29 protein-coding genes are annotated in these 24,634 nt (G+C 63.2%); 13 read left to right on the top strand and 16 right to left on the bottom strand.

Annotated elements, in window-relative coordinates:
* Position 1 precedes the first annotated feature (1 nt).
* The 6 genes from A6B35_RS17165 to A6B35_RS17140 all read right to left on the bottom strand — a co-directional run bounded on the left by A6B35_RS17165 (position 2) and on the right by A6B35_RS17140 (position 6,176).
* The gene (locus tag A6B35_RS17165; RefSeq protein ID WP_006201911.1) at positions 2 to 1,642 is read right to left on the bottom strand and encodes a Na+/H+ antiporter; all 1,641 of its coding nucleotides are present in this window, start codon (positions 1,640 to 1,642) and stop codon (positions 2 to 4) included.
* A gap of 140 nt (positions 1,643 to 1,782) precedes the next feature.
* Positions 1,783 to 3,036, bottom strand: a complete 1,254-nt coding sequence (locus tag A6B35_RS17160; protein ID WP_006201912.1) for a L,D-transpeptidase family protein — start codon at positions 3,034 to 3,036, stop codon at positions 1,783 to 1,785.
* 375 nt (positions 3,037 to 3,411) lie between these two features.
* Entirely contained in the window at positions 3,412 to 3,810 is a 399-nt protein-coding gene (locus tag A6B35_RS17155) for a hypothetical protein (RefSeq protein ID WP_100084773.1), read from the bottom strand.
* Positions 3,811 to 3,993: 183 nt separating this feature from the next.
* Entirely contained in the window at positions 3,994 to 4,509 is a 516-nt protein-coding gene (ldtR, locus tag A6B35_RS17150; protein WP_006201915.1) for a transcriptional regulator LdtR, read from the bottom strand.
* Positions 4,510 to 4,713: 204 nt separating this feature from the next.
* Positions 4,714 to 5,136 carry a DUF6163 family protein gene (locus tag A6B35_RS17145; protein ID WP_006201916.1) on the bottom strand — a complete coding sequence of 141 codons (423 nt, stop codon included), beginning with the start codon at positions 5,134 to 5,136 and terminating at the stop codon, positions 4,714 to 4,716.
* Positions 5,133 to 6,176: an enoyl-CoA hydratase/isomerase family protein gene (locus A6B35_RS17140; protein ID WP_006201917.1), complete on the bottom strand. Its 1,044-nt coding sequence runs from the start codon at positions 6,174 to 6,176 to the stop codon at positions 5,133 to 5,135. Before A6B35_RS17140 ends, A6B35_RS17145 begins: the two co-directional genes overlap by 4 nt.
* 205 nt (positions 6,177 to 6,381) lie before the next feature.
* Here A6B35_RS17140 and A6B35_RS17135 point away from each other — a divergent pair, with 205 nt between their 5' ends.
* From A6B35_RS17135 to A6B35_RS17125, 3 genes are all read left to right on the top strand, one after another.
* Positions 6,382 to 7,206: a DUF2066 domain-containing protein gene (locus A6B35_RS17135; RefSeq protein ID WP_006201918.1), complete on the top strand. Its 825-nt coding sequence runs from the start codon at positions 6,382 to 6,384 to the stop codon at positions 7,204 to 7,206.
* 76 nt (positions 7,207 to 7,282) lie between these two features.
* Positions 7,283 to 8,314 (top strand): porphobilinogen synthase, encoded by a 1,032-nt coding sequence (hemB, locus tag A6B35_RS17130; protein ID WP_006201919.1) that lies wholly within the window; start codon positions 7,283 to 7,285, stop codon positions 8,312 to 8,314.
* A 187-nt stretch (positions 8,315 to 8,501) separates the two neighbouring features.
* Positions 8,502 to 9,146, top strand: a complete 645-nt coding sequence (locus A6B35_RS17125; RefSeq protein ID WP_006201920.1) for a dihydrofolate reductase family protein — start codon at positions 8,502 to 8,504, stop codon at positions 9,144 to 9,146.
* A 99-nt stretch (positions 9,147 to 9,245) separates the two neighbouring features.
* Here A6B35_RS17125 and ppk2 read toward each other — a convergent pair whose 3' ends face one another.
* Positions 9,246 to 10,166 carry a polyphosphate kinase 2 gene (ppk2, locus tag A6B35_RS17120; protein WP_006201921.1) on the bottom strand — a complete coding sequence of 307 codons (921 nt, stop codon included), beginning with the start codon at positions 10,164 to 10,166 and terminating at the stop codon, positions 9,246 to 9,248.
* Between the two features lie 268 nt (positions 10,167 to 10,434).
* On the opposite strand from ppk2, the gene A6B35_RS17115 reads away from it, so the two are divergent.
* On the top strand, positions 10,435 to 11,478 hold the full coding sequence (locus tag A6B35_RS17115; protein WP_006201922.1) for an aldo/keto reductase: 1,044 nt from the start codon (positions 10,435 to 10,437) through the stop codon (positions 11,476 to 11,478).
* Positions 11,479 to 11,502: 24 nt separating this feature from the next.
* On the opposite strand, the gene A6B35_RS17110 is transcribed toward A6B35_RS17115, so the two are convergent.
* On the bottom strand, positions 11,503 to 12,474 hold the full coding sequence (locus A6B35_RS17110; protein ID WP_006201923.1) for a glycosyl transferase family 90: 972 nt from the start codon (positions 12,472 to 12,474) through the stop codon (positions 11,503 to 11,505).
* Positions 12,475 to 12,676: 202 nt separating this feature from the next.
* On the opposite strand from A6B35_RS17110, the gene A6B35_RS34555 reads away from it, so the two are divergent.
* Positions 12,677 to 12,835, top strand: coding sequence for a hypothetical protein (locus tag A6B35_RS34555; RefSeq protein ID WP_006201924.1), 159 nt, complete (start codon positions 12,677 to 12,679; stop codon positions 12,833 to 12,835).
* A 42-nt stretch (positions 12,836 to 12,877) separates the two neighbouring features.
* Here the strand turns inward: A6B35_RS34555 and A6B35_RS17105 are convergent, their stop codons facing one another.
* On the bottom strand, positions 12,878 to 13,138 hold the full coding sequence (locus tag A6B35_RS17105) for a DUF982 domain-containing protein (RefSeq protein ID WP_006201925.1): 261 nt from the start codon (positions 13,136 to 13,138) through the stop codon (positions 12,878 to 12,880).
* A gap of 70 nt (positions 13,139 to 13,208) precedes the next feature.
* Complete coding sequence (locus tag A6B35_RS17100) at positions 13,209 to 13,874, bottom strand: GntR family transcriptional regulator (protein ID WP_040582694.1); 666 nt, start codon at positions 13,872 to 13,874, stop codon at positions 13,209 to 13,211.
* Positions 13,875 to 13,991: 117 nt separating this feature from the next.
* On the opposite strand from A6B35_RS17100, the gene A6B35_RS17095 reads away from it, so the two are divergent.
* The 3 genes from A6B35_RS17095 to A6B35_RS17085 all read left to right on the top strand — a co-directional run bounded on the left by A6B35_RS17095 (position 13,992) and on the right by A6B35_RS17085 (position 16,122).
* The gene (locus A6B35_RS17095) at positions 13,992 to 15,239 is read left to right on the top strand and encodes a multidrug efflux MFS transporter (RefSeq protein WP_006201927.1); all 1,248 of its coding nucleotides are present in this window, start codon (positions 13,992 to 13,994) and stop codon (positions 15,237 to 15,239) included.
* Between the two features lie 60 nt (positions 15,240 to 15,299).
* A complete protein-coding gene (locus tag A6B35_RS17090; protein ID WP_006201928.1) occupies positions 15,300 to 15,680 on the top strand; it encodes a YkvA family protein in 381 nt (126 codons plus the stop codon).
* A 70-nt stretch (positions 15,681 to 15,750) separates the two neighbouring features.
* Positions 15,751 to 16,122, top strand: a complete 372-nt coding sequence (locus A6B35_RS17085) for a DUF423 domain-containing protein (RefSeq protein ID WP_006201929.1) — start codon at positions 15,751 to 15,753, stop codon at positions 16,120 to 16,122.
* 22 nt (positions 16,123 to 16,144) lie between these two features.
* On the opposite strand, the gene A6B35_RS36235 is transcribed toward A6B35_RS17085, so the two are convergent.
* Together A6B35_RS36235 and A6B35_RS36230 are read right to left on the bottom strand one after the other, a co-directional pair.
* Complete coding sequence (locus A6B35_RS36235; RefSeq protein ID WP_006201930.1) at positions 16,145 to 16,294, bottom strand: hypothetical protein; 150 nt, start codon at positions 16,292 to 16,294, stop codon at positions 16,145 to 16,147.
* 62 nt (positions 16,295 to 16,356) lie between these two features.
* Positions 16,357 to 16,500, bottom strand: a complete 144-nt coding sequence (locus A6B35_RS36230) for a hypothetical protein (RefSeq protein WP_006201931.1) — start codon at positions 16,498 to 16,500, stop codon at positions 16,357 to 16,359.
* Between the two features lie 132 nt (positions 16,501 to 16,632).
* Between A6B35_RS36230 and A6B35_RS17080 the strand changes: the two genes are divergently transcribed.
* Positions 16,633 to 17,715, top strand: a complete 1,083-nt coding sequence (locus tag A6B35_RS17080) for a LacI family DNA-binding transcriptional regulator (protein WP_006201932.1) — start codon at positions 16,633 to 16,635, stop codon at positions 17,713 to 17,715.
* A gap of 24 nt (positions 17,716 to 17,739) precedes the next feature.
* Here A6B35_RS17080 and A6B35_RS17075 read toward each other — a convergent pair whose 3' ends face one another.
* Positions 17,740 to 18,957 (bottom strand): OpgC family protein, encoded by a 1,218-nt coding sequence (locus A6B35_RS17075; protein WP_006201933.1) that lies wholly within the window; start codon positions 18,955 to 18,957, stop codon positions 17,740 to 17,742.
* 218 nt (positions 18,958 to 19,175) lie between these two features.
* On the opposite strand from A6B35_RS17075, the gene A6B35_RS17070 reads away from it, so the two are divergent.
* Both A6B35_RS17070 and A6B35_RS17065 read left to right on the top strand, forming a co-directional pair.
* The gene (locus A6B35_RS17070; protein WP_006201934.1) at positions 19,176 to 19,829 is read left to right on the top strand and encodes an alpha/beta hydrolase; all 654 of its coding nucleotides are present in this window, start codon (positions 19,176 to 19,178) and stop codon (positions 19,827 to 19,829) included.
* A gap of 203 nt (positions 19,830 to 20,032) precedes the next feature.
* Positions 20,033 to 20,218, top strand: coding sequence for a hypothetical protein (locus A6B35_RS17065; protein ID WP_006201935.1), 186 nt, complete (start codon positions 20,033 to 20,035; stop codon positions 20,216 to 20,218).
* 89 nt (positions 20,219 to 20,307) lie between these two features.
* Here the strand turns inward: A6B35_RS17065 and A6B35_RS17060 are convergent, their stop codons facing one another.
* Together A6B35_RS17060 and A6B35_RS17055 are read right to left on the bottom strand one after the other, a co-directional pair.
* Entirely contained in the window at positions 20,308 to 21,312 is a 1,005-nt protein-coding gene (locus A6B35_RS17060; protein ID WP_006201936.1) for an inorganic phosphate transporter, read from the bottom strand.
* Positions 21,312 to 21,953, bottom strand: coding sequence for a DUF47 domain-containing protein (locus A6B35_RS17055; protein WP_006201937.1), 642 nt, complete (start codon positions 21,951 to 21,953; stop codon positions 21,312 to 21,314). The genes A6B35_RS17060 and A6B35_RS17055 overlap by 1 nt, the downstream gene beginning before the upstream one ends.
* Positions 21,954 to 22,223: 270 nt before the next feature.
* Here A6B35_RS17055 and A6B35_RS17050 point away from each other — a divergent pair, with 270 nt between their 5' ends.
* Entirely contained in the window at positions 22,224 to 22,403 is a 180-nt protein-coding gene (locus tag A6B35_RS17050) for a hypothetical protein (RefSeq protein ID WP_040582684.1), read from the top strand.
* Between the two features lie 94 nt (positions 22,404 to 22,497).
* Here the strand turns inward: A6B35_RS17050 and sthA are convergent, their stop codons facing one another.
* Positions 22,498 to 23,886, bottom strand: coding sequence for a Si-specific NAD(P)(+) transhydrogenase (gene sthA / locus A6B35_RS17045; protein WP_006201939.1), 1,389 nt, complete (start codon positions 23,884 to 23,886; stop codon positions 22,498 to 22,500).
* Positions 23,887 to 24,100: 214 nt separating this feature from the next.
* Between sthA and A6B35_RS17040 the strand changes: the two genes are divergently transcribed.
* The gene (locus A6B35_RS17040) at positions 24,101 to 24,571 is read left to right on the top strand and encodes an RDD family protein (RefSeq protein WP_006201940.1); all 471 of its coding nucleotides are present in this window, start codon (positions 24,101 to 24,103) and stop codon (positions 24,569 to 24,571) included.
* Positions 24,572 to 24,634: the final 63 nt, after the last annotated feature.

Genomic DNA, 24,634 nt, shown 5'->3' with positions numbered 1-24,634 from the left:
TCTATTTCCGCCGCTGCCGGCCTTTCAGGAGGGCCTCGGTCAGCGTGATCTCGGCAAACAGCGCCTGCGCCGTATGGTCGTTGATTTCGCCGCTGCGCAGCATGGCGCGCACGGCCGTGCGCTCGGCCTCGATGGCGGCGAAGCGGAGTTCCAACTCCAGCCGTCCGGCTTCGCGCGCCTCGGCGCGGGCTTCATCGGCCTCGTCGGAGGCGGCGATGCGGCGACGGTAGCCGGCGACGATGCTGTCGGCGACGGCCAAGCGGGCATCGGCCGCCTCCCCTTCGCTTGCGTCGTTGGCGATAATCTCGATGCGGGCGATGGCCGCATTGGCCGCGCCGACGCGTGCCCGGCGCTCCTCGGCGGCACCGGGATCCTCGCCCGGTTCGACCAGCCCGCGCGCGATCTTCGGCAAGGCAAGGCTGGCGATGGTGAGCGAGCAGATGATGACGCCGGCGGCGAGGAAAATGACGATGTCGCGCGCCGGAAAGGGCGAGCCGTCAGGCATGGCCAGAGGCAGCGACAGGATGCCGGCCAAAGTGATGGCGCCGCGCACGCCCGCAACCGAGCCGGCAAGCCGCACCCGCAGGCCGAACGGTTCGGCCTTGCGCTTGCCAAACCGCGCGGCGAGGCGCTGCGCGATGTCGCCGACCCAGATCCAAAGGAAGCGCAAGCCGATCAGGCACAGGGTCAGGATCAGCACCGTGGCGACCGGCTCGACCAGCCAGTGCCGGCTCGAAAGCTCGGGCGGCACCTTGCGGATGATATCGGGAAGCTGCAGGCCGAGCAGGATGAACAGCGCGCCGTTGAAGACGAAGGACAGCGTCGTCCACAGCGACATGGTCTGCATGCGCGCCGAAACGCCGAGATGGCGGAATATGCCGGAGCCGCTGGTGAGCATACCGGCGGTGACCGCCGCCAGGATGCCGGAAGCGCCGGCATGTTCGGCGCCGAGATAGGCGATGAAGGGGATCAGGATCATCACCAGCACCTGCGCCTCGGCCGGCACGCCACCAATGCGGTTGAGGAGCTGCAGTGTCTTTGCGGCGACGATCAACGCCACCACGCCGGCCAGGATGCCCGCCGCCACGGCGTAGAGGAAGCTGAGCGACGCGGCGCCCAGGGAAAAGCTGCCGGTCAGCGCAGCCGCCACGGCGAAGCGGAACATGACCAGCCCCGATGCGTCGTTGAGCAACGACTCGCCTTCGAGAATGTGTATCAGGCGCGCCGGCACCACATTGCGGTCGACGATCGAGGATACGGCCACCGCGTCGGTCGGCGACAGCACCGCGGCCAGCGCGAAGGCGACGACGAGCGGGATGCTCGGCACCAGCCAGTGCAAGGCGTAGCCGAAGCCTACGATGGTGAAGAAGACGAGACCGATGGCCAGGTCGAGGATCGGGCCGCGCAGTGCCAGCAATTCACGCTTCGGCGCCGTTGCGGCGTCGCTGAACAGCAGCGGCGGGATGAACACCAGAAGGAACAGTTCGGGATCGATCTCGACGTGGAGGCCGCGAGCCGGCCAGGCAAGCGCGGCACCGATCGCGATCTGCAGCACCGGCAGCGGCACCCGCACCAGCCGTACCAGCGCGCCGGAGATAGCGACGAAGCCGAGCACGACCAGGATGAAGATGGCGACATGCATGGTGCGATTCCGGGTGTTGGCGGACCATGCGCAATGGAGACCGCGCCGTCCAGTCAGGTCTCTAGCGAAGGCCGTCGGCCTGTGGCGGAAAGCAAAAAGGCCGCCCTATCGGCGGCCCTTTCGAAAAATATATCAGCTATTTACAGCGAAGACGTGATCTGCAGCTCGTCGTTGCCGTCGAGGCCGTAGATGTCGTCGCGGAACTGCACGACGCCAGGCCCCGTCGACCAGGCCGACAGATAGAGGAAGTGGACCGGCACCGGGTTGACGACCTGAACCGGGGTGTTCTCGCCGGTCTTGATCGTACCCTCGAAATGCTGGCGGTCCCAGCCGGGCGTGTCGCGCAGGATCCAGGTGACGAGGTCGCGCACGTTCTGGACGCGCACGCAGCCGGAGGAATCGAAACGCATCAGCTTGCCGAACAGGCTCTGCTGCGGCGTGTCGTGCATATAGACGCCGTCCGGGCTCGGGAAATTGATCTTCACCGAGGCCATGGCATTGCCGGCGCCCGGATCTTGGCGGAAACGGTACTTCTCGGCATCGTCGGTCGACCAGTCGACGGTCATCGGATCGACCTCGCTGCCATCCGGCGCGAACAGGCGAATATGGCTGTCCTTGAGATAGTTCGGGTCCTTGCGCATCAGCGGAATGATGTCCTTGCGCACGATCGAGACCGGAGCGTTCCAGTAGGGATTGACGATGATCTCGTTGATCTTGGAATTGACGATCGGCGTCTGGCGATCGATCTTGCCGACGACTGCGGTGTGGCGAAGCACGACGCGGTCGTTCTCGACCGCCTCGACCTGGGCGGCCGGGATGTCGACCAGCACGTAGCGGCTGCCGAGCGTGCCGGCCTTTTCACGCAGACGCTGCAGGTTGGTCTGCAACTGACCGAGCCGGATCTGTGCCGAGACGTTCATCGCCGTATAGGTGTATTTGCCCATCGCACCGTCGGCGGGCAGGCCGTGGCGCGCCTGGAAACGCTTGACCGCGGCATCGACATAGGAATCGAAGGCGGTCGAGATGCCGGCGCTCTGCGCCAGGTCGCCGGACATCATCAGGCGCTTGCGCAGCGGCACCACATCCGGGTCGTCGACGCCGAGCTGCAGCTTCTTGGTCGCGGGAACCTCGCCCCAGCCGCCCTGGGCGACGATGTTCTGATATTGCGCCACCGCCTGCTCGGTGAAGGCGACGGTCTGCAGGCTGAAGATCGGCAGCGTCGAAGCCACCTTGCCGCCCTCTGAGGCGCGGGCGTCGAACTGGTCGTCCCAATTGCCGCGGCCCGAGGACTTCAGGATATCCCCGATGACGTCCTGAGCGCTGGCGCTGTTCGCCACAAGAGCGGCGGCGAGCGCGGAGGCTCCGGAAAGGAAGAAACGGCGGCTGGTTCTCATGGACGTTCCAGACATTTTAGCGGTGTTCGATCTCGCTCGGTTCGCTCAAACGGGCGATTGCGCCCGCACTCTAGGGCTGGCAATGTTAACAATTAGCCAACCATGACCTGCATCACTTGGGCGTGAAGCGCGCTGTCGCGATGCCGGTTCGAGTGAGCGCAAGCGCTGGCCCGCAGCATCACCCGCATCCTCGCTTCCACTGGGATTATGGCGGCAACGTGGCCTTGGCCCGCGATTTGCATCGGGCGGTGCCGCGAAAGGGAAGGACCGGTGCTTTTCGGCACCGGTGACAGAAGCGGGTCTTAGACCTTCGACCGCCACAGTCGCGCGCCGACGATCGTCACACGTACCGGTGGGGGGCTATCTCATGCCCCTTCAGGGCGAAGTCTCGACCTTTGGATCCTGACTTGGCTGCGCCTTCAATTCCGAGCAGCGTTGCAACACCTCATTTTGAGGATAGCGCAGGACTTTGTTGTCCAGTTTGAGCAGCAGCTCCCGTCTCTTTTCCGTGCTCTCACCGTCCGAACAAGTCATGTCCAGAAGGACGGCGTCCAGGCGATTGATTTTCTGAACTTTTTCCAGTGTGCAGCCGACCTCCCACATCTCCACTGCCTTGTCGGTAAACGTCACGATCGAGTCATTGTTGTCACATGGGGCGCTGCCTTCCGTGGCAAAGGAATCCTGCCACCACTCCTCGGCGAACGCCGTTTGCGGGAGCAATGAAAGCATCACGGCAAGCGAGCAAATCTTCGAGCGTTTTCCCAGGTCCATCATGCGCTCCCCGTCAGGCCGTGACATTAGGCACTGCTGCAACGAAAGCAAAGCTGGGATATTGCGGACGGGGAGGCTGGGCGTCGGGATCAGGAAAAGCAAAAGGACCGGCGCCTTCCGGCACAGGTCCCATTGCTGCCCCCGGCCGCGCTTCTGCGGCGCGGCTTCGGTTATGACGCGGATGCCCTACATCCGATAAGCGATGGTGTCGTTCCAGAAGCGATCCAGCCTCTGCAGCGCGCGGTTCATCTGCTTGAACTCGTCGGTGTTGATGCCGCCGACCTGCTCGATGGAGCCGACATGGCGCTCGTAGAGGCCGGCGACGACGTCAGCCACCTCGTTGCCCTTCGGCGTCAGCGAGACGCGGACCGAACGGCGGTCGATGCGCGAGCGCTGGTGGTTGATGAAGCCGAGGTCGACCAGCTTCTTCAGATTGTAGGAGACATTCGAGCCGAGATAATAGCCGCGCGAGCGCAGTTCGCCGGCGGTCAGCTCGGAATTGCCGATGTTGAACAGCAGCAGCGCCTGGATGGCGTTGATGTCGGAACGGCCGTTGCGGTCGAACTCGTCCTTGATCACGTCAAGCAGGCGGCGGTGCAGGCGCTCCACCAGCTGCAGCGATTCCATGTACAGCGAACGGATCGCCTCGCGGCGGTCGTCGGATACGGTGGCGGGCTTCGCCGCCGGACGCGAATTGATCATTGTCTTAGCCTCTCGTTTGTCGCCCGGTGATTTTTTGTTTTTCACCTTGATCGCGACACTATCGAATACTCATAAAATTCGACTTAAACGCCAAGGCTAACAAGAGCTTACCGGTAAGAGGTTTCGAAAGAGGCTTAACGATCGGTCACCCGAGCAAGGATAATTAACCTAAAGATTTAGCCAATGATTTCGTGCGGAAATTCGCTAGCGTCGCGCCTGGCGCTTCTGCAGCCAGATCACCACCCGAAAGACGATATAGAGCAGCGCCACAGCGGCATGCGAGGCAATGATCAGCAACCGGTGGCCGAACAGGTTGGGAAAGCCGGCATACATGACGATCTCGGTCGCCGCGCAGATGAACCAGATCACCGGGCCCCAGGAGGCGAGCATCCAGAGGCCGGCGGCGGCGAAGGGAAAGAAGACGGCGAGCATCACCGCCGCCACCTGCCAGTGCACCGGCATCAGGTCGAAGCGCCACAGCGGGCCCGGATAGAAGCCGATCAGCCGGATCCAGTAGAGGATGCCGAACAGCAGGCAGTAGCCGGCGACGACGCGCTGGAACCAGGCGAAGATGATTTCGGCGGCCGAGGGCTGCAGCACGACGCGCCTGGAGGTGACCTCGCTCACAGGTCGAGTTCCCGCTCGCCGAGCGGCGCGAAATAGGCGTCGACGTCCGCTGTCCGTACCGCATCGAGGCGATCCGGGCGCCATTGCGGTTTCGAGCCCTTGTCGATGATGGCGGCGCGGATGCCCTCGTAAAAATCGTGGCCCGCCAGCATCCGGTTGAGGATGCGGAATTCCATCTTCATGCACTCGTCCATCGACAGCGTCAGCCCGGCGCCGATCTGTCGCCAGGCGACGTGCAGGCTGGTCGGCGAGCGCATCCTGATCGTCGCCAGCGTCTTTGCGGCGAACTCGTCGGCGGGCGCCGCCCGCTCCAGGCTGGCGATGATATCCGACAGAGACGGCTGCGCGAAATGGCGGGCGATCGCCTCCAGCACCGGCCGGTCGGTCTCGCGCTTTGCCGGGACGAAAAAGCCGCGCAACACCGTTTCCGGATCGCCGGTCGCGCAGAGCCGATCGAGAAAACCCGGCTGGTCCTCGGCCTTGATGGTGTGGGTGGCCAGGCCCGACCACAGCGCATCGCCATGGCGGATGCGGTTTCCGGTCAGCGCCAGATACATGCCGAAGCTGCCGCCGAGGTCGGGCAAAAGGTGGCTGGCGCCGACATCGGGGAAAAAGCCGATGCCGACTTCCGGCATGGCGAACTGGGCATTCTCGGTCATCACGCGTTGCGAACCGTGGAACGAGATGCCGACGCCGCCGCCCATGACGATGCCGTCGATCAGCGCGACATAGGGCTTTTTGAACCGGTTGATGCGGGCATTCAGCCGATATTCGTCGGCGAAAAACTCGACCGGGGGCTGTCCGGCCCGGCCTGCCTCGTAGATGTGCAGGATGTCGCCGCCGGCGGAAAACGCCCTGCCCTCGGCCTTGACGACGACGACATCGACACCGTCATCGCGCTCCCAGGCGCGCAACGCCCTGTCGAGCGCCTTGACCATGCGATGGGTGACGGCATTGAGCGCCTGCGGCCGCGTCAGCGTGACGACGCCGGCCCTGCCCAACCGTTCGAAGCGAATCTCGTCGCCTCCATCAAAATCCATCGCCAGAGAATCCCTCCCCCGCTTGTGCGGGTCTGAAGTGCTAAGCGGCGACTGGACGAACGTCAATTGTCGGATGCCGCGATAGCTGGCTTCGCATGTGAGTGCGGCGCCTGAATGCGTCAATGTTGTCGGCACAAGCGCGGCGTCTTGGCGGCCGGCGTTGCCCAGTGCTAATAAGTGGCCGCCTCGAACCGGACGGCAAGCCATGCCTGGGTTTTCGCGCTTTGTGCTTGCGATGATCGGCCTGACCGCCGCGCTGTCGATCGTTCGGCCCGCAGACGCGGCAGGCACGGCAGAGCTCTACCAGGCGCAGACCATCGTCACCGGCCAGGGCGAAGTGAACCGCCAGATCGGCTTCAGGGACTGCCTGGACCGGGTGCTGGTCAGGGTTTCCGGCGATCAGCGCCTGCCCCAGAAGCCGGAAATGCTAGCTCTGCGCGACAAGGCCGGCGATTTCGTCGACTCTTTCCACTATCGCGACCGGTTGGAAGGTATTCCGGTGCATGACGAGCAAGGCACGCATGACCGGCCGCACGACCTCACCTGCCTCTACAAACCGGAGGTGATCGACAAGCTACTCACTCAGCTGGGTAGCAAGCCTTGGCTTGGCGCGCGGCCGCTGCTCGCCGTATTCCTCGCTGCCGAACAAGGTGCCAAGCGTTTCGTGCTGACGGCCGACGATCCGCGTGCGCAGGCGATGCGGGAATCCTTCGTCAATGCCACCGGACCGCTTCTGATGCACATCGTCTTTCCGCCGGCAGTGCTGCTTTCCAGCACAGACGAAAAGGCGCTGCGTGCCACCGACATCACCATGCTCGACCAACTTGCGAAAAAGGCCGGAGCCGACCGGGCGTTGGCCGGCAGCATCGTGTGGAGCGACAAGGAACTGGGCTGGATCGCCGATTGGCGGCTGGCCATTGAAGGCAAGACCTATGCCTGGCAGGTGCGCGGCGTCAGTTTTGACGAGGCATTCCGCGTTGCCATGCGCGGAGCCGCGCAGGTGCTGTCGGGGAACGGGCAACCCGATTGAAGCCTGGCACAATCGTGTCGCATTGGTCAGCGGCGGAGGTGCGTGGTAAAAAGCCCGCCAAACGAGAGTTTTGGCGATGAACAAATTCACCCCCGCAAAGCCTGCCGGCGCGCGCAGCGTCGACGAGATCACCGGCAGCCGTCGCTTGCGACGCATGCGCAAGGCCGACTGGTCGCGTCGCCTGGTGCAGGAAAACCGGCTTTCGGTCGACGATCTGATCTGGCCGATCTTCGTTGTCGACGGCAGGAATGTGCGCGAGCCGATCGCGGCCATGCCCGGCGTCTTCCGCCTGTCGCTCGACCTCGCGGTCAAGGAAGCGGAGCGCGCGGCCAAGCTCGGCATCCCGGCGATCGCCACCTTCCCCAATGTCGAACTTCCCCTGCGCGACCAGACCGGCTCGCACATCCTCGATCCCGAAAACATCATCAACCGCGCCACCCGCGCCATCAAGCATGCGGTGCCGGAGATCGGTATCATCACCGACGCCGCGCTCGATCCATTCACCAGCCACGGCCATGACGGCATCCTGCGCGACGGCATCATCGTCAATGACGAGACGGTGGAACAGGTCACTGCTGCGGCCGTCATACAGGCTGCCGCTGGCGCCGACATCATCGCGCCTTCGGACATGATGGACGGCCGCATCGGCGCCATCCGCGACGCGCTCGACGCCAACGGTTTCCAGGACGTGGCGATCATGTCCTATGCCACGAAATTCGCCTCCGCCTTCTACGGCCCCTACCGCGAAGCGGTCGGCACCGCCGGCCTGCTCAAGGGCGACAAGAAGACCTACTACATCGACCATGCCAATTCCGACGAAGCGGTACGCGAGGCGGAACAGGACCTCGCCGAAGGCGCCGACATGCTGATGGTCAAGCCCGGCCTGCCCTATCTCGACATCATCCGCCGGCTGAAGGACGAGCTTCGGATGCCGACCTTCGCCTACCAGGTGTCTGGCGAATATTCGATGATCAAGGCCGCGGCCGCCAATGGTTGGATCGACGGCGAAAAGGCGATGCTCGAGAGCCTGCTTGCCTTCAAGCGCGCCGGCTGCGACGGCATCCTCACCTATTTCGCGCCGCAAGTGGCGGCGATGCTGAAGGGGTAGTCCCTTCCGGTCGCGCCAACCGGCTGGCCGACTGCGACGTCTCGATCCAACACCCGATCGTCACTGCACGAGCGACCGCTTCCTGCAGCGGCTGATCGCATCCCAGAAAAAACCACTTGCTTTTTGCAATCAGTATGACTAGAAACTAACCGCTTGCAAATCACAACTGGTTATGGAGGAGGCTTTCATGTCCAAGCTGCGTGTCAACGCTTTCACCCTGTCGCTCGACGGCTATGGCGCCGGTCCCGATCAGACCCTCGAAAACCCGCTCGGCGTCGGCGGTGAGGCCCTGCACAAATGGATGGTTGGCACCCGCAGCTTTCATCAGATGGTCGGCAAGGACGGCGGGACCACTGATGTGGATGACAGGTTCACCGTGCGCAGCTTCGAGAATGTCGGCGCCTGGATCCTCGGCCGCAATATGTTCGGGCCGATCCGCGGCGACTGGCCGGACGAAAACTGGAAAGGCTGGTGGGGCGATAACCCACCGTACCATGTGCCGGTCTTCGTGCTGACCCATTACAAACGCGAACCAATCATCATGGAGGGTGGCACGACGTTCCATTTCGTCACCGACGGCATCCATGCGGCGCTCGAACAGGCGAAGGCCGCGGCGGCCGGCAAGGACGTGCGGGTCGGCGGCGGCGCTTCGACCATCCGACAGTATCTCCAGGAGAAGCTCATCGACGAGATGCACCTGGCGATCTCGCCGATGCTGCTCGGCTCGGGCGAGCATCTTTTCGCCGGCCTCGATATGCTGAAGCTTGGGTATCGGTGCACAGAGCAAGTCACGACGGCGGACGCCACGCATGTCATGATCGGGCGGGGCTGACTCTTTCGGGGGCGACGCGGCCGTTGTCGAAGTTGGCGCCGCCCTCATCTGCCTGCCGGCACCTTCTCCCGCATAGTGACGGGAGAAGGGAAGCGCGCTTCAATACTTCTCCGGCACATAAAGCTCGCGCGGCAGCGTCTGGCGCTCATATTCGGGATTGAAGACGCGTTCCGGCAGCGTGATCTCCTCGTGCGACACCTCCTCGTAAGGCACCTGCTGCAAGAGATGGTCGATGCAGTTCAGCCGCGCCCGCTTCTTGTCGTTGCCCTCGACGATGAACCAGGGCGCTTCCGGGATGTTGGTGCGGGCGAAGGTCTCTTCCTTGGCTTTTGTGTACTGTTCCCAGCGCACGCGCGACTGCAGATCCATGGGCGACAGCTTCCACTGCTTCATCGGATCGTGGATGCGCATCAGAAAGCGCATCTGCTGTTCCTCGTCGGTGATGGAGAACCAGTACTTCACCAGCGTGATACCGGAACGCACCAGCATGCGCTCGAACTCCGGCACGTCGCGGAAGAACTCCTCCACCTGGTCCGGCCCGGCGAAACCCATCACCCGCTCGACGCCGGAGCGGTTGTACCAGGAGCGGTCGAACAGCACGATCTCGCCGCCGGCCGGCAGATGCGGAACATAGCGCTGGAAATACCATTGCGATTTCTCGCGCTCGGTCGGCGCCGGCAGTGCGACGACGCGGCAGATGCGCGGGTTGAGCCGCTGGGTGATGCGCTTGATGACGCCGCCCTTGCCGGCGGAATCGCGGCCCTCGAAGACCACCACGACCTTCTTCTTGTGATAGGCGACCCAGGACTGCAGCTTGATCAGTTCGGACTGCAGGCTGATCAGGTCGCGAAAATACTGCATGCGATCGATCGATGGCGGATGCGCGTTCTTGTAGATCTTGGCGATCTCCATCGACAGCGCGGGCTCCGACATTTCGAGCTCATAGTCTTCGTCGAGCGTGTCGGCGAGCTCTGCTTCAAGCCAGTCCTTGGCGGGAGAATTCTGTTTTAGCTCGGTCATTTGCGCTGCTCCGCTTGCAAGCCCTGTCGGGTCATTTCCGGTGCCTCGAGCCCCTGCCCGCGGCTGGAATGGAAACACCTTGAGCCGACTTCAATATAGGCCGGCAATGACGGTTTTATTGCAGTGACCCGGTGCGCCGTCCGTCAAGCCAATCGGTGAGATTGTAATCGGCCAGGTCTAGCGGAGGGGCGACAAGCGGCGGGAATTGTCCTACAAATGCGACGAGCTCACCCGAGCCCGCTTCTCAATCAAATCGCGAGGACCTGACATGGAATACCGCACCCTCGGCCGTTCCGGCTTGAAAGTTTCGACGCTGACCATGGGCACCATGACCTTCGGCGGTGCCGGCGCATTCGCGGCGGTCGGCAAGACCGATCTCGCGGAAGCAAAGCGAATGATCGACATGTGCATCGATGCCGGCATCAACCTCATCGACACCGCCAATGTCTATTCGAACGGAATTTCGGAAGAGATCATCGGCGAGGCGCTCGGCGGCAAGCGCAAGGCCGATGTGCTGATCGCCTCCAAGGCACGCATGCGCATCGGCAACGGCCCCAACGACGAAGGCCTGTCGCGCCATCACCTGATCCGCGAATGCGAGAGGAGCCTGAAGCGGCTCAAGACCGATGTCATCGACATCTACTTCCTGCATGAGTGGGACGGTGTGACGCCGCTGGAGGAGACCATGGCCGCCCTCGACACCTTGGTCGGCCAAGGCAAGGTCCGCTATGTCGGCTGTTCCAATTATTCCGGCTGGCAGGTGATGAAGGGGCTCGGCATCAGCGACAGAAGCCACCAGCCGCGATTCGTCACCCAGCAGATCCACTACACGCTGGAAGCGCGCGAGGCTGAGTACGAACTGCTGCCGATCTCTGTCGACCAGGGCCTCGGCGTTCTGGTGTGGAGTCCGCTGGCCGGCGGATTGCTGTCCGGCAAGTACCATCGCGACAGCCCCACCGCCCGCCAGGTCGGCGGCTGGTCGGAACCGCCGATCCGCGACGAGGACCGGCTGTGGCGGATCGTCGACGTGCTCAATGAAATCGGCAAGGCGCGTGGCGTGTCGGCGGCGCAGGTCGCGCTCGCCTGGCTGCTCGGCCGGCCGGCCGTCGCCTCGCTGGTCATCGGCGCCCGCAACGAAACCCAGCTCAAGGACAACATCGCCGCCGCCAGCCTGACGCTGTCCTTCGACGAGCGCCAACGCCTCGACGCCGTCAGCAGGCCACCCGTGCTCTATCCCTATTGGCACCAGCAATTCACGGCCAAGGAGCGCTTCGGCGCGGCCGATCTGGTTCTCGACCGCAGCGGCCTCTGACAAAGGCCGCGTGGTGAGCCTCGTCTAGCTCGAGATAAAACGCCAGACGTCGGGATCCGGCTCGACCTGGCCGCTGAGCACGAAATATTTGTAGAGCACGAGCAGGGAAATCGCCTGCTCGTCCCGCTCGTTGCAGAACTTGCGGCAATAGGCGTTGGCTGCGCCAATGATGCGTTCTGCCTCAGCCGGGTGCCGCTCGAAATGGCGCACCTTGTCGGCAAGGTCGGCAAAGTCCGGCTCGAGCGGCACATAGTGGACGTTGGCCTCGATCTGCCGTTCAGCGAACCAGGTCTCATATGTCGGCGGCGGCATCAGGCATAGCGAGTTCGAACTCATGATCCATTTGAGGTTGGTCGCCACGTCGTTGCCTTCGAGCGAAACGATGTAGCGGTAGTGCCGCTGCTGCTCGATGGTGAGGTAGGGCTTGCGATATTGTTCCGCCGCTGTCCGTTTGGGTGTGCCGACGTCGCAGAAAGACAGGTTGCGCGTGGCCTCGAGAAACACGGTCCGTATCGGATTGTTGAGCTCGCCGCGCCAGACCACAGCCGGACGCTTGTCCGCGAAATGCATCCTGTCGGCCGGCATGTGGAAGTGACGGAACTTGTCGAGCTTCATCAGGACGGCATTGCTGTTGTCGTCGTTGATCGGTCGATCCTTAACGACCGCCGGCATCCTGGGCACGTTGATGACGTCGCCGAATTCCACATCGATGAGCAGTCCGGGATCGAAGTAGCGCGCAAACTCCTTCAGGTCGTAGTAGTACATGCTCGGCGAAAACGGCAGTCGGCTGACAGGCACCGCAGCCGGGCTCGGCACGAAGGCGTGCTGCAGCTTGTTGTAGTAATTCAGCCGCTCGCGGACCGTGGCGTCCGAGAGCCTGACCTGGTCAAGCCAGCCGGTGAGCCTGCGACGGAACAGTGCCTGCGGCACGATATCGCGCGCGGCATTGCGTGCGTAATAGAACACCTTTACCGCGTTGCGCAGAGCTGTGGCCATCGGTCACTTGATCAAAAACAAAAAAGGGTGGCTCCCACAAATCTCGGCCCCCGCTTCTCTCCTACACCATTGTGCCACGCATCTTGCAAGCCCGGAACCGTGCAGGAGCAAACTGGCGGCACCATCGCTTCAGCTGTTGTGTTTGCCGACCAATGCTCCTAGGCAGGGTCAGGAGCCTCCGGGCATACGAAAGGGAACCGATATGGCGCGAGCACCGAATTACGGACAGGAACGCAAGGAGCGTGACCGCCAGAAGGCCGCCAAGAAGGCCGAAAAGCTGGCGGCCAAGGTCGCGGCCAAGGAACGCGATAAGCCTGAGGACCGGACCAGCGTTGAAGCCGAGGCGGAAACCGCAGAGTAGCAAAGCACCCCGAGCGGGATGCCGCTCAAGATTCAGCTGGGTTCAGGCCGGCGCCTTGTCGCTGACGAAGACGTTCACTTCGCGCGCAGCGGCAATGAAGGCGCGCCTTGCATTCATGGCCGGCTTGTCGCCGGCCAGCGCATCATGACAGGCCTGCAGCGCTTCGCGATGCTTGGGACTGCGCTTGCCCGGCCAGCTGTTGAGCAGGTAATCGGAAGCCTCACGCGCCGAACGCAAGAGCTGATTGGGTCCGGCCGTGGCCGACTTGACGGTCACGGGTGTTTCAAATCGGTTGTTTTCCATCGCCGCTCTTACGCCATCGGCGGCGGCGAAGCGAGACCGAAAGTGCGTTTCATCGTCGGGCGCCGGCTTTTCACGCGGCGACGACGGCGAAGCCCCTGGCGCGCAGGCCACGCCGGTCGTTGTGAAGCGATGTCACCAGCCGGTCGCGGCTGCCGATGATATGAGCCGAGAGCAGCCGCGCCGCCGCGTCCGCGTTTCCGGCGCGCACCGCCGCCAGGATGGCATGGTGCTCCGTCCAGGCACGGCCGAGGGCGGCCTCGTCGCGAACTTCCAGCCACCGGGCACGCGACAGCCGCGTCATGGCATCGCGTACCGCCCGGAACAGAAAGTCGTTGCCGGACAGGCGCGCCAGTTCGATATGGAAATCCATGCCGACGCGGTGCCATTCCTCGCGCGGGGTATCGGCATCGCAGGAATCGAGCATCGCCTCGATGTCATCGATGACGCTTTTGTCGCTTAGCGTGCAGGTCAGCCGCACTGCGGCGACTTCGACCGCCTCGCGGTAGACCGCGATCTGCTCCAGTTCGGCCAGATTGATCGGCGAGACCGTCCAGCCGCGCCCGTCGCGGCAGATCAGGCCCTCGGTCTCAAGCCGCAGCAATGCGGCCCTGACCGGCGTGCGCGAAGCGCCGAAGCGGCGTTCGATCCAGCGCTCGGTCAGGCGCTCGCCGGGACCGATCTCGAGGCCGAGGATCATCTCGCGCAGCTGTTTCTCGACGCTCTGCATCTGCGACATGGTGGTTCCGTTCGTATCGGCCGCATTGACAGCGACGGGGCTGGGGTTCATGACGAATACCAACTTGGTATCCCAAAGTGGTATCCGCAACAAGGTCGATATCGGGCAGGACAGCACATGGCGCAGGACGGCACCGAACAAAGCGCTTACAACGTCCACTGGCGGCGCAATCTCGCCGTGTGCTTTGCAGGCTCATTCAGCACGCTCATCGCCATGACGTTGCTGCTGCCTTTCCTGCCGCTCTATGTCGAGCAACTGGGTGCAGAGGGCCACGCAGCGATCGTGCAATGGTCGGGGATCGCCTATGGCGCGACCTTTCTTGCCGCCGCGCTCGTTGCGCCGCTGTGGGGACGGCTCGGCGACCGCTACGGCCGCAAACTGATGCTGGTGCGCGCCAGCTTCGGCATGGCCATCTGCATGTCGCTGACCGGCATTGTCGAGAGCGTGTGGCAACTGGTGCTGCTGCGCCTGCTGATCGGGTTTGCTGGCGGCTATTCCTCGGGCTCGACCATCCTGGTCGCCATGCAGACGCCGAAGGACCGTTCCGGCTGGGCGCTCGGCGTGATGTCGTCCGGTATCACCGCAGGCAGCCTGGTCGGCCCGCTGCTCGGTGGCGCGCTGCCGCCGCTGATCGGCATCCGCGCCACCTTCCTGTTGTCGGGTGGCGTCATTTTCCTCGCCTTCCTGGCGACGACCTTTCTCATCAAGGAGAACCCGCGCCCGCCGGCCGCCAAGACGGCAGCGAAACCGCAGAGCGGCTGGTCGCAGATCCCCGACAAGCGTCCCGTCGTCGCCATGCTGGCGACCGGCATGCTGCTCGCCTTCGCAACCATGTCGATCGAGCCGATCATCACCGTCTATGTGCAGCAGCTGATCGAGGATCAGAGCCGGGTGACGATGGTCGCCGGCGTCGTCATGTCTGCAGCGGCACTCGGCGCCATCCTGTCGGCCTCGTGGATGGGCAAGCTTGCCGACCGCATCGGCCATTGGAATGTCGTCGTTGCAGCACTTTCTGTCTCGGCCCTGCTGCTTATTCCGCAGGCCTTCGTCACCGAGGGCTGGCAACTCATCGGCCTGCGCTTCCTGATGGGGCTGGCGCTGGGCGGCCTGCTGCCCTGCATCACCAGCGTCATCCGCCACAATGTTCCCGATGGGGTCGGCGGCAACGTGCTGGGTTTGTCGATCTCGGCGCAATATGTCGGCCAGGTCGCCGGACCGCTGCTCGGCGGCTTCGCCGGCGGCCATTTCGGCATGCGCTCGGTGTTTCTCGGCACGTCGGTGCTGATGGCAGGCGGTGCGGCCTACAACTGGATTGTCCAGTCGCGCCGCACGCGCAACATGCCGGCGCAAGCCGGCAAATCCTGACGCTGTTTCGGTGTCCCGGTTTGACTGGCAGCCGTCACCTATTGCGGATAAACCCGCCCCATGAACGGAAGGCTGAAAGACTGGGCACACACGATCAAGCGAGACGTGCACGCGATCTACTTCGCAGCCGGCGATCCCCGCACCCCGTGGTATGCGAAGGCGCTGGCGCTGTGTGTCGCCGGATATGCGCTGTCACCAATAGACCTGATCCCCGACTTCATACCGGTGCTGGGATATCTCGATGACGCGATCATTGTGCCGCTCGGCATTCTGGCCGTGCTGAAAATGATCCCGCCGGAAGTCATGGCAGAACATCGAGCCGCCGCGGCGCTTGCAGCACAGCGCCCGGCGAATCGAACCGCCGGCGTCGTGATTGCCTGCACCTGGGGAGCATTCGCCGCATTGGCAGCGTGGCTCGGTTATCGCTACTTCACCGACTGAGTTCGGCGACACTATCACCATCCACGCTACGCAACACCGCATTCGTCGTTTGACAATTCACGGAGGCACCATGGACACAACTGAACAACCTGCAGGCTACAGCCGCCTCCTTGTGCTGGCCGGTGGCCTTTGCGGCGCGGCGGGGGTGGCGTTGTCAGCAGCTGCCGCGCATTTGGGCGGCGCCTTCGTGAGCACCGCCGCGTCCTTCCTTTTGATGCATGCGCCGATCTTTCTCGCCGTCGGCTTTGTCGGCGCAGGGCGGGTGCTGCGGATCGCAAGCCTTATCCTGCTTGTCGGGCTGGTGCTTTTCTGCGGTGATCTTCTCGCCCGCGATTTCATGGGTTCGCGGCTGTTTCCGATGTCGGCGCCGATCGGCGGCACCTTGCTCATCGCCGGCTGGCTGGCGATCGCCGGCTCGGCGCTGCTGCGCCCTCGCCCCTGAAATTTGCCTGGGGCGCGAAAGCTCAATCCTGCCGGCGTTCGCGCCTGGCCAGCAATTCGCGGTCACGCGCGGCCGGTCCTGTCAGTCGCCGCCGCTCAGGCCGGTCGGAAGCCGGCGAGATGCCCCAATAATTGCGATAGATGTCCTCGAACAGATGGCTGATCGGGTGCATGGCTTGGTCTCCTTTCTTGACTTGAATCGATCCAATCAACGGCCGCGAAAACGGCAGCCTGCTTAGCCGCGCTTGCGTTCCACGAGGATTCGCAGGTCGCGCTTCCAGGCGCTGGCAGTGCCACGGCGCTTTTCGGTCCCGGTGATCAAGGCGAGGCCCCAATGGTTGCGGTAGATGTCTTCGAACAGGTAATTGACGGGATGCATGGCACCCTCCTCTCGGTTTGCCCAATCAATACGATTGGATCGATTCAAAAATAGGCTTTGGCACACCAATGTCAAGCAAAAATTTGAATCGATCCAACGAAGGTGCTAAGTGAGGGTCCGGAGGCAGCAAAAATGGCATCACTCGTCACAGGCAACCCAAGACCGGTCCGGCTGGCCGACATAGCCAAGGCTGCCGGCGTATCGCACGGCACGGCGTCCAATGTCTTCAGCCGTCCCGAGATCGTGCGCGAGGAAGTGCGCGAGCGGGTCAAGGCGATGGCCGAAGCGATGGGCTATGCCGGCCCAGACCCCAAGGGCCGCCTGCTGCGTGCCGGCAAGGTGAACGCGATCGGGGTCGCCACGACAGAGCCCCTCTCCTATTTCTTCGACGATCCGTTCGCACGCGTGATGATGGCTGGCATCTCCGAGGCCTGCGACGCCACTGGCGCTGGGATCGCGCTCGTCTCGGCCGGCAATGACGAGAAACTCGCCTGGAACATCCAGAGTGCGCTGGTCGACGGCTTCATCCTCTTCTGCATCGAAGGCGGCCCGCGCCTGGTCGAGCTGACGCGCGAGCGCAAGCTGCCATTCGTCGCGCTCGAGCTCGGCGTCGAGGATGACACCATCTCGACGATCCGCATCGACAATGCGGCCGGTGCCAGGATGGCTGCGCGCCATCTCGCCGAACTTGGGCATCGCCGCTACGCCGTTCTGACACTGCCTTTCGTTGACGACAGCTCCGGTCTTGTCTCGCCCGATCGGTTCGGGACGGCGATCTACACCGCAACGCGCAACCGCCTTGCCGGCTATTTCGACGAGCTTTCCCGCTTCGGCGTCGACACCGCCAAGGTGCCGGTCTACGAGACCGGGAACGACGCGGCCACCACCAGGGCCGGCCTCGAAACGATCTTCGCCATGGGTGAGCCGCCAACCGCGATCCTGGCGATGTCGGACCGGATGGCGATGGTCGCGATCGAATGGCTGACCGAGCGCGGCATGAAGGTTCCCGGCGATGTCTCCATCGTCGGCTTCGACGGCGTGCCGGATGGCGCGCTGTGCGATCCTCCGCTGACCACAGTCGCCCAGCCCATCATCGAGATCGGCCGTCGGGCGGCGCGCATGATCCTCGATTTCGATGGCGCGGTGCGGCGCGAGACGCTCGATGTCGAGTTGATCGTCAGGGCGTCGTCAGGGCCTCCGCCAGCAGGCAGCTGAAACTGCTCCCTGTATTCAACGTATTCAACGATTGACTGCCGTTGCCGGCTGGGCGCCGAAGGCGGTGCGTGCGGGTGCTGTCTCGCTGCGAGCCGACTTCTTGCCGGACGAGCCGATGCCCGAAAGCCATTCGAGATAGAAGGCGAGCGCGAATTGCATGGCGATGCCGGCCGCGATCAGCAGCGTGTCGTAGGCAAGGCCGCCAGGATTGATCAGCTTCATCACCTGCGCCACCATGGCGATCACCGTGCCGGCGATAAAGACCGGCAGCGACCGTTTGCCGAGTATGGCCAGCGGATTGTCGGGCGCGGTGCGGAAAAGATTCGAGACGGCCGGAATGGCCACGATCAGGTAGCTGACCGCAAGGATGTGCAGCAGCCGCGGCAGCGACAGGAACGTCTTGTCGAAACCGCTCAGCACCACCGGCAGGTCCAGCCACGACACGTGCCCCCAAAGCGGGCTGTGCACCCAGATGAGCGCCCCGGCGACATAGGTTGCGGCAACGCCGACCAGCCAGTGATTGACCGGAATTGTGCCGCCGCGCCTGACATGCAGCATGGCCGCCAGGCCGATATTGAACAGGAACTGCCAGGACAGCGGATTGAGGAACCAAAAGCCGGGCTCGGGATAGTTGGGCGGGGCGATCTGGTAGATGCCTGCAAGCAGCCACAGCGCTCCGGACACGGCGAGCGCCGCCAGGGGCCGGTAGCTGACGAAGAGCAGGAACAGCGGCGCCAGCAACAGCAGCACCGCATAGACCGGCAGGATGTTGTTGTAGCCGAGTTGATGGCCGAGCGTGACGATGCCGACAAGCACTTCCGGCGTATTCTTCATCAGCGGCTCGATGTTGATCAGCTTCAGCAGATCCGGGCGCTTGGCAAACACCGCCGCCGCGCAGAACATGGCCATCACCACCATCGTCGTGACGATATGGGCGGTATAGAGGACACCGGCCCGGCGCCACATCTTGAGCGTCGCCAGCAGCCGGCCTCCCGGCTGGAATTTGCCGCCATAGGCAAGAGCCACGGACATGCCGGAAATCAGCACGAAGGCTTCCGCCGCATCCGAAAAGCCGAGATTCTTGTAGGTCAGGGTTTCAAAGACGGTGCCGGGCACATGGTCGATGAAAATGGTGAGCAGCGCGAGAGCGCGAAACACATCGATGCGCGTGTCGCGCTCCGGGATACGCATGTCGCGATCCGGGATACGCACACTGCGATCCGGCGAAATCTGGGTGGTCATCGACAAAAGGCCTCAAAGGGAGAGCAGAGGATGCTCTCGTTGTTCACACCAGCAATGCGGCCGCCCGGCGCATCGCTTCGATTCCTCCCGCAGGAGCATATCCGCGAAGAAACGGACTGAAATGCGCCCGGTTCAATCAACTTTCGCGGAGCAAGAAAATATTCCGTTTTGAAGCCGGCAAACCAACAAAACGGCCATGGAATCAATAGGATATAAGCATGCCTGAATATACCGACGAGAACGGCTTCCTGCACCGCGATCTGGCCTTCTCCTACCGCCTCTTCAGGCCAGCAGACGCAAGCGGCGAATGCCTGTTCGTGCTGCATGGTTCCGGCGTCGACGAGACGACATTGATGCCCTTGGCGAGGCAGATCGCACCCAGGGCCACCCTTGTCGCAGCGCGTGGCCGCATCGCCCAGGAGGACGGTTTCCGCTGGTTCGAGCGGATCACCCCGACCCGCTTCGAGCAGGAGAGCATACTGACCGAAACGGCCGCCTTCGCCGCGTTCGTGGCAGAGGCGGCGAAGCGCCACACGTTCGATCTCGCGCGGGCGACTTTCCTCGGCTATTCAAATGGCGCCAATCTGGTTTCGAGCCTGATGCTGCTGCATCCCGGGCTTGTCGAGCGGGCAGCATTGCTCAGGCCGATGCCGGTCCTGGATGAGGTGCCTGCGACCGACCTGACCGGCACGAAGGCGCTGATCATCGCCGGCGCAGCCGACGTCACCTACGCGCCCTTCGCGCCGGCGCTGGTCACGCTGCTCAGCCGGCATGGCGCCGAGATCGACGCGCGGATTGTCCCCTCCGGCCATGAATTCGGCGACCCGGACGCCGCAATCGTCAGGCAATGGCTGGCAGCTTCCGACGCCTGACAGGTCAAGTAACGCATTTCACAGCCGCAAGCGGCATGCCCTTCCATCGTCCACAACACGGACATGTGTGTGTGTCACACACTATGTATCGAGATACTGTTGTAGCCGCTCCCATTGAAAGCCCGCTGTACGGTCCCTCTAGCGCGGCGGACTTTTCGTTAGCCAATTAATGACTTGATTGGAGCTATCTAGCGGAATGTGCTATGATTCGCATCGTGGGCAAGAAGGCAAAGCAGAGAACCGAATCCTTGGCAGATCGCGAAATGGCGATCGAAGCGGCCTACTTTGCTCGCAAGTTCGGCCTCACCAAAGAAGAAGCGCTTAAGACCCTCAAAGAGGCCCGCGTCGTGAAACCCTTGCCTAGCAGAAATCTGGCAAAAGCCCGATAGGGGTTGGCTGGCACCTCAGGGCCAAAGACTTGCGTCAGATCTCTGTGACGTTTCATCGCCCATATTCAGATTTCGGCGCCCGTTCCGCGTCAGCCGCCTAGGCGCGTGACAAAATAGGTGAGGGCCGAAATGGCCGCAGTTGCCGGCAAGGTGACGATCCAGGCAATGACGATGTTGCCTGCGATGCCCCAGCGGACGGCCGAGACACGGCGGGCGGCGCCGACGCCGATGATGGCGCCGGTGATCGTATGCGTGGTCGATACGGGAATGCCAAGCCAGGTGGCGGCGAACAGGGTGATGGCGCCGCCGGTCTCGGCGCAGAAGCCCTGCATCGGGTTCAGCCGGGTGATCTTCGAGCCCATGGTGTGGACGATACGCCAGCCGCCAAACAAGGTGCCCAGCGCCAGCGCCGACTGGCAGGTGAGGACGACCCAGAGCGGCACGTGGAATGTCTCGCCGAGCATGCCTTGCGAATAGAGCAGCACGGCGATGATGCCCATGGTCTTCTGCGCGTCATTGCCGCCGTGCCCGAGCGAATAGAGCGAGGCGGAAAGGAACTGCATTACGCGGAATGTGTTGTCGACAGCGAAGGGCGTCTGGCGCACGAACAGCCACGAAACGACCAGGATCAACACCAGCGCCAGCAGAAACCCGGTTGCCGGCGATAAGACGATTGCGGCGACCGTCTTGCCAAGGCCCGTCCAGACGATGGCGCCGACCCCAGCCTTTGCAACGCCGGCGCCGACCAGCCCGCCGATCAGCGCATGCGAGCTGCTCGAAGGAATGCCGGCGATCCAGGTGACGATGTTCCAGACAATGGCGCCGACAAGGGCTGCGAAGATCACCGCCGGCGTGACGATGCTGGCGTCGACGATGCCCTTGCCCACTGTCTCTGCGACATGAAGACCGAAGAATAGGAAGGCGATGAAGTTGAAGAAGGCCGCCCACAACACCGCATAATGCGGCCGCAGCACGCGCGTCGAGACGATGGTGGCGATCGAATTGGCGGCGTCATGCAGGCCGTTCAGGAAATCGAAGAACAGCGCCACGGCAACGAGGCCGACCAGAACGGGAAAGGCGACGGTGACTTCCACTATACGTTCTCGATGACGATGCCGCTGATCTCGTTGGCGACGTCCTCGAAACGGTCGACCACCTTCTCGAGCTGGCCATAGATCTCGCTGCCGACCAGATAGGCCATCGGATCGCTCCGGCCATGCCGCTTGAAGAGGTCCTTCAGGCCCTGCTCGTGCAGATCGTCGGCCCGGCCTTCGGCGCGCATGACCTCTTCGGCGATGGCGTTGAGGCGCACGCTATGGGCACCGACCTTGTGGAGCAACGGGATCGCCTCGGCGACCAGTTTGGCGGCGTCGACGATGACACCGCCCATTTCCTGCATCAGCGGATCGAATTCCTTCTGCTCGAACAACCTCACGGTCTTCACGGTCTTGTGCATCGTGTCGATGGCATCATCCATCGACTGGATCAGGTCCTTGATGTCGCCGCGATCGAAAGGCGTGATGAAGGAGCGCCGCACGGCCAGCAGCACTTCGGCGGTGATGTGATCGGCCTCGTCCTCAAGATCGATGATCCTCTGGCTCCAGTGATCGATGTCCTTGCCCAGGAGGAGCTGTTGCAGCGCCTCGGCCCCGCCGACCACCGTGCGGGAGTGCCGTTCGAACATGTCGAAGAAACCATCTTCGCGCGGCAGAAGCCTGCGGAACCAGCCCAGCATGTCGATCTCCCGTCGCGCCAGTCACGACCCATCAACTCACATAACGCCGCAGCGAGCCACTGGAAACAGTAAGCCGGCTGAAAGATGTGGATGCGGACGATCGCAGATACAAACCTACAGCAAGTCCAAGGGGCAGCTAGTCGACCATGTCTCGCGGCGGCTTGCCGAGCTAGATCAAAAGCGTAGAGGCCCGCCACCTTGCGGCAGCGGGCGGATTGGAACATTTTCCCCGGTGATGACGTTTCAGGCGACCAGAAGCGGGGCGATTTGATGAACACGCAACCATGGAAGACTTCGGTCGAGATCGAGGAACTTGGAAATAGGCATTATGTGCGGGTCATCGAAGACGGCGTGGTAAGCGTCAAGGGCTTCCATTCCCGGGCAGATGCCAAAGCCTTCGCCCAAGGCGAACAGGCGCGGCTCGGGCTTGATATGCGGCCCTGGACGTAGGCCCCCGGCCACCGCAGGGCAGCGGGTGCAGGCCGGAAGCGGGCGTACTTTTTACGCGGACGGAAACCGCTACGCACTTTTCCTGGAATAGCGCTTACCCCTGCCCCATCCTGTTCCAGGCGTCGAGCCCGGCGATCTTGTAGGCCTCGGCCAGCGTCGGATAGTTGAAGGTGTTGTTGACGAAGAAGTCGACGGTGCCGCCGAGATTGATCACCGCCTGGCCGATATGGATCAGTTCGGTGGCGCCTTCGCCGACAATGTGGGCGCCGAGCAGCCGGCGTGTTTCGACCGAGAACAGAAGTTTCAGGAAGCCGGTGTTGACGCCCATGATGTGGCCGCGCGATGTCTCGCGAAAACGCGCCACGCCGACCTCGTAGGCGGCGCCGCTTTCGCGCACCTGCTCCTCCGACTGGCCGACCGTGGAGATTTCCGGCACGGCATAGATGCCGTAGGGAAAAGTTTCCGGCGGCGGTGGCAGGGTTACGCCGAAGGCATGGCAGGCGGCGACCCTGCCCTGCTCCATCGAGGTCGAAGCCAGGCTCGGGAAACCGATGACGTCGCCGGTGGCATAGATGTTGGGCGCGCTGGTCTGGAAGGTCTGGGAATCGACCTTGATGCGGCCCCTGGAGTCGGCCTCGATACCAACTGCATCCAGACCGAGGCTGCCGAGATTGCCGCTGCGGCCGGCGGCATAAAGCACGATCTCGGAGCGGATGGTGCGGCCGTCGGCCAGCGTCACTTCGGCATAGTCCGGCTTCGAGGCGATCTCCTTGACCGTGCTGCCCAGACGGATGGTCATGCCACGGTCGCGCATCTGGTGGATGAAATCGTCGACGATTTCGCGGTCGATGAAATCGAGGATGGTGTTGCGCGGCTCGACCAGCGTCACCGGCACATCGAGCGCCGAAAAGATCGTCGCATATTCGACACCGATGACGCCGGCGCCGATCACCGTCAGCGTGCGCGGCAACCGGCCGAGTTCAAGCATTTCGTCACTGTCGAAGATACGGGTCTTGTCGAAGGGCACGTCGCGCGGCCGGTGCGGCCTGGTGCCGACCGCGATCAGCGCATTGGCGAAGCCGACCTCGCTGTGGTCGCCATTGTCGCTCGTCAGGCTGACCTTGTTGGGGCCGACGAATTTCGCCGTGGCGCGCACGCTTTTGACGGCGTTGCGCATGAACTGGTGCTGCAGCACCTCGACCTCGTGGTCGAGTGTCTTGTGCAGGCGCTCGACCAGATCGCCGATGGAAATGTCCTGCTTGACCCGGTAGCCGCGGCCGTAGAAGCCGCGCTCGCGCCAGCCGGACAGGTTGAGCACGGTCTCGCGCAGCGTCTTCGACGGGATGGTGCCGGTGTGCACGGAGACGCCGCCGAGGCGCGTGCCCCTGTCGACCACCAGCACCGATTTGCCGAGCTTGGCCGACTGCACGGCAGCACGGCGCCCGGAAGGGCCGCTGCCGATGACCAGCATGTCGTAATCCATATTGCCCCGTCCCTCGTCTCTACCCCTGCGCTTTGTTGCGCCGCAGCAAGCTAATGCCATCCGCGCGGCAAATTCAACCGATTCGAAAGGCGTTGGCGTAGCCTGATCACATATGCCGGGCGAAAGGCACCGATCTTGATTCCGCAGCAGGCCTTCACCATTTCATCAGCAGTGCGCCCGCACCCTATTGTGGGCCAGGTTACGAGGATATGACATGAACGCGCGCGTTCTCGACGGCGAAATCATCACCAGCAGGCTCGACGATGTCAGGGCCTATGACGGCGTGCGCACCCGGCGCATCCTGGCCTTCATCATCGACTATTGCATTGTCGCGCTGCTCACCATCCCGTTCGCGATCCTGGTGCTCCTGCTTGGGCTGCTGACGTTCGGCCTTGGCTGGATGCTGTTTTCCGTCCTCGTGCCGGCGGTCGCCATTCTCTACATCTGGAACACGCTGGGCAGCCGCGATCAGGCCACGACCGGCATGAAGATGATGGGCATCCGGCTCGATCGCCTCGACGGCACCCGCATCGACGGGCTGACCGCCGTGGTGCATTCGGTGCTGTTCTGGGCCGCCAACGTCATCCTGACACCGCTGGTTCTTCTGGTGACGCTGTTTTCCGACCGCAAGCGCACGCTGCACGACCTGCTGCTCGGCACCGTGGTCAGCCGCAGGGATCGTTGAAACAGCATTTCGAGGGGCTGCGCGGGCGCTTATGCGCAAATATGACGGCCTTCGGTCGACCGC

Origin of the sequence: Mesorhizobium amorphae CCNWGS0123, from assembly GCF_001686985.1 — a bacterium.
Lineage (GTDB): Bacteria > Pseudomonadota > Alphaproteobacteria > Rhizobiales > Rhizobiaceae > Mesorhizobium > Mesorhizobium amorphae.
The sequence above is the reverse complement of the archived record's forward strand: the minus strand, read 5'-3'. Positions and strand labels throughout refer to the sequence as shown.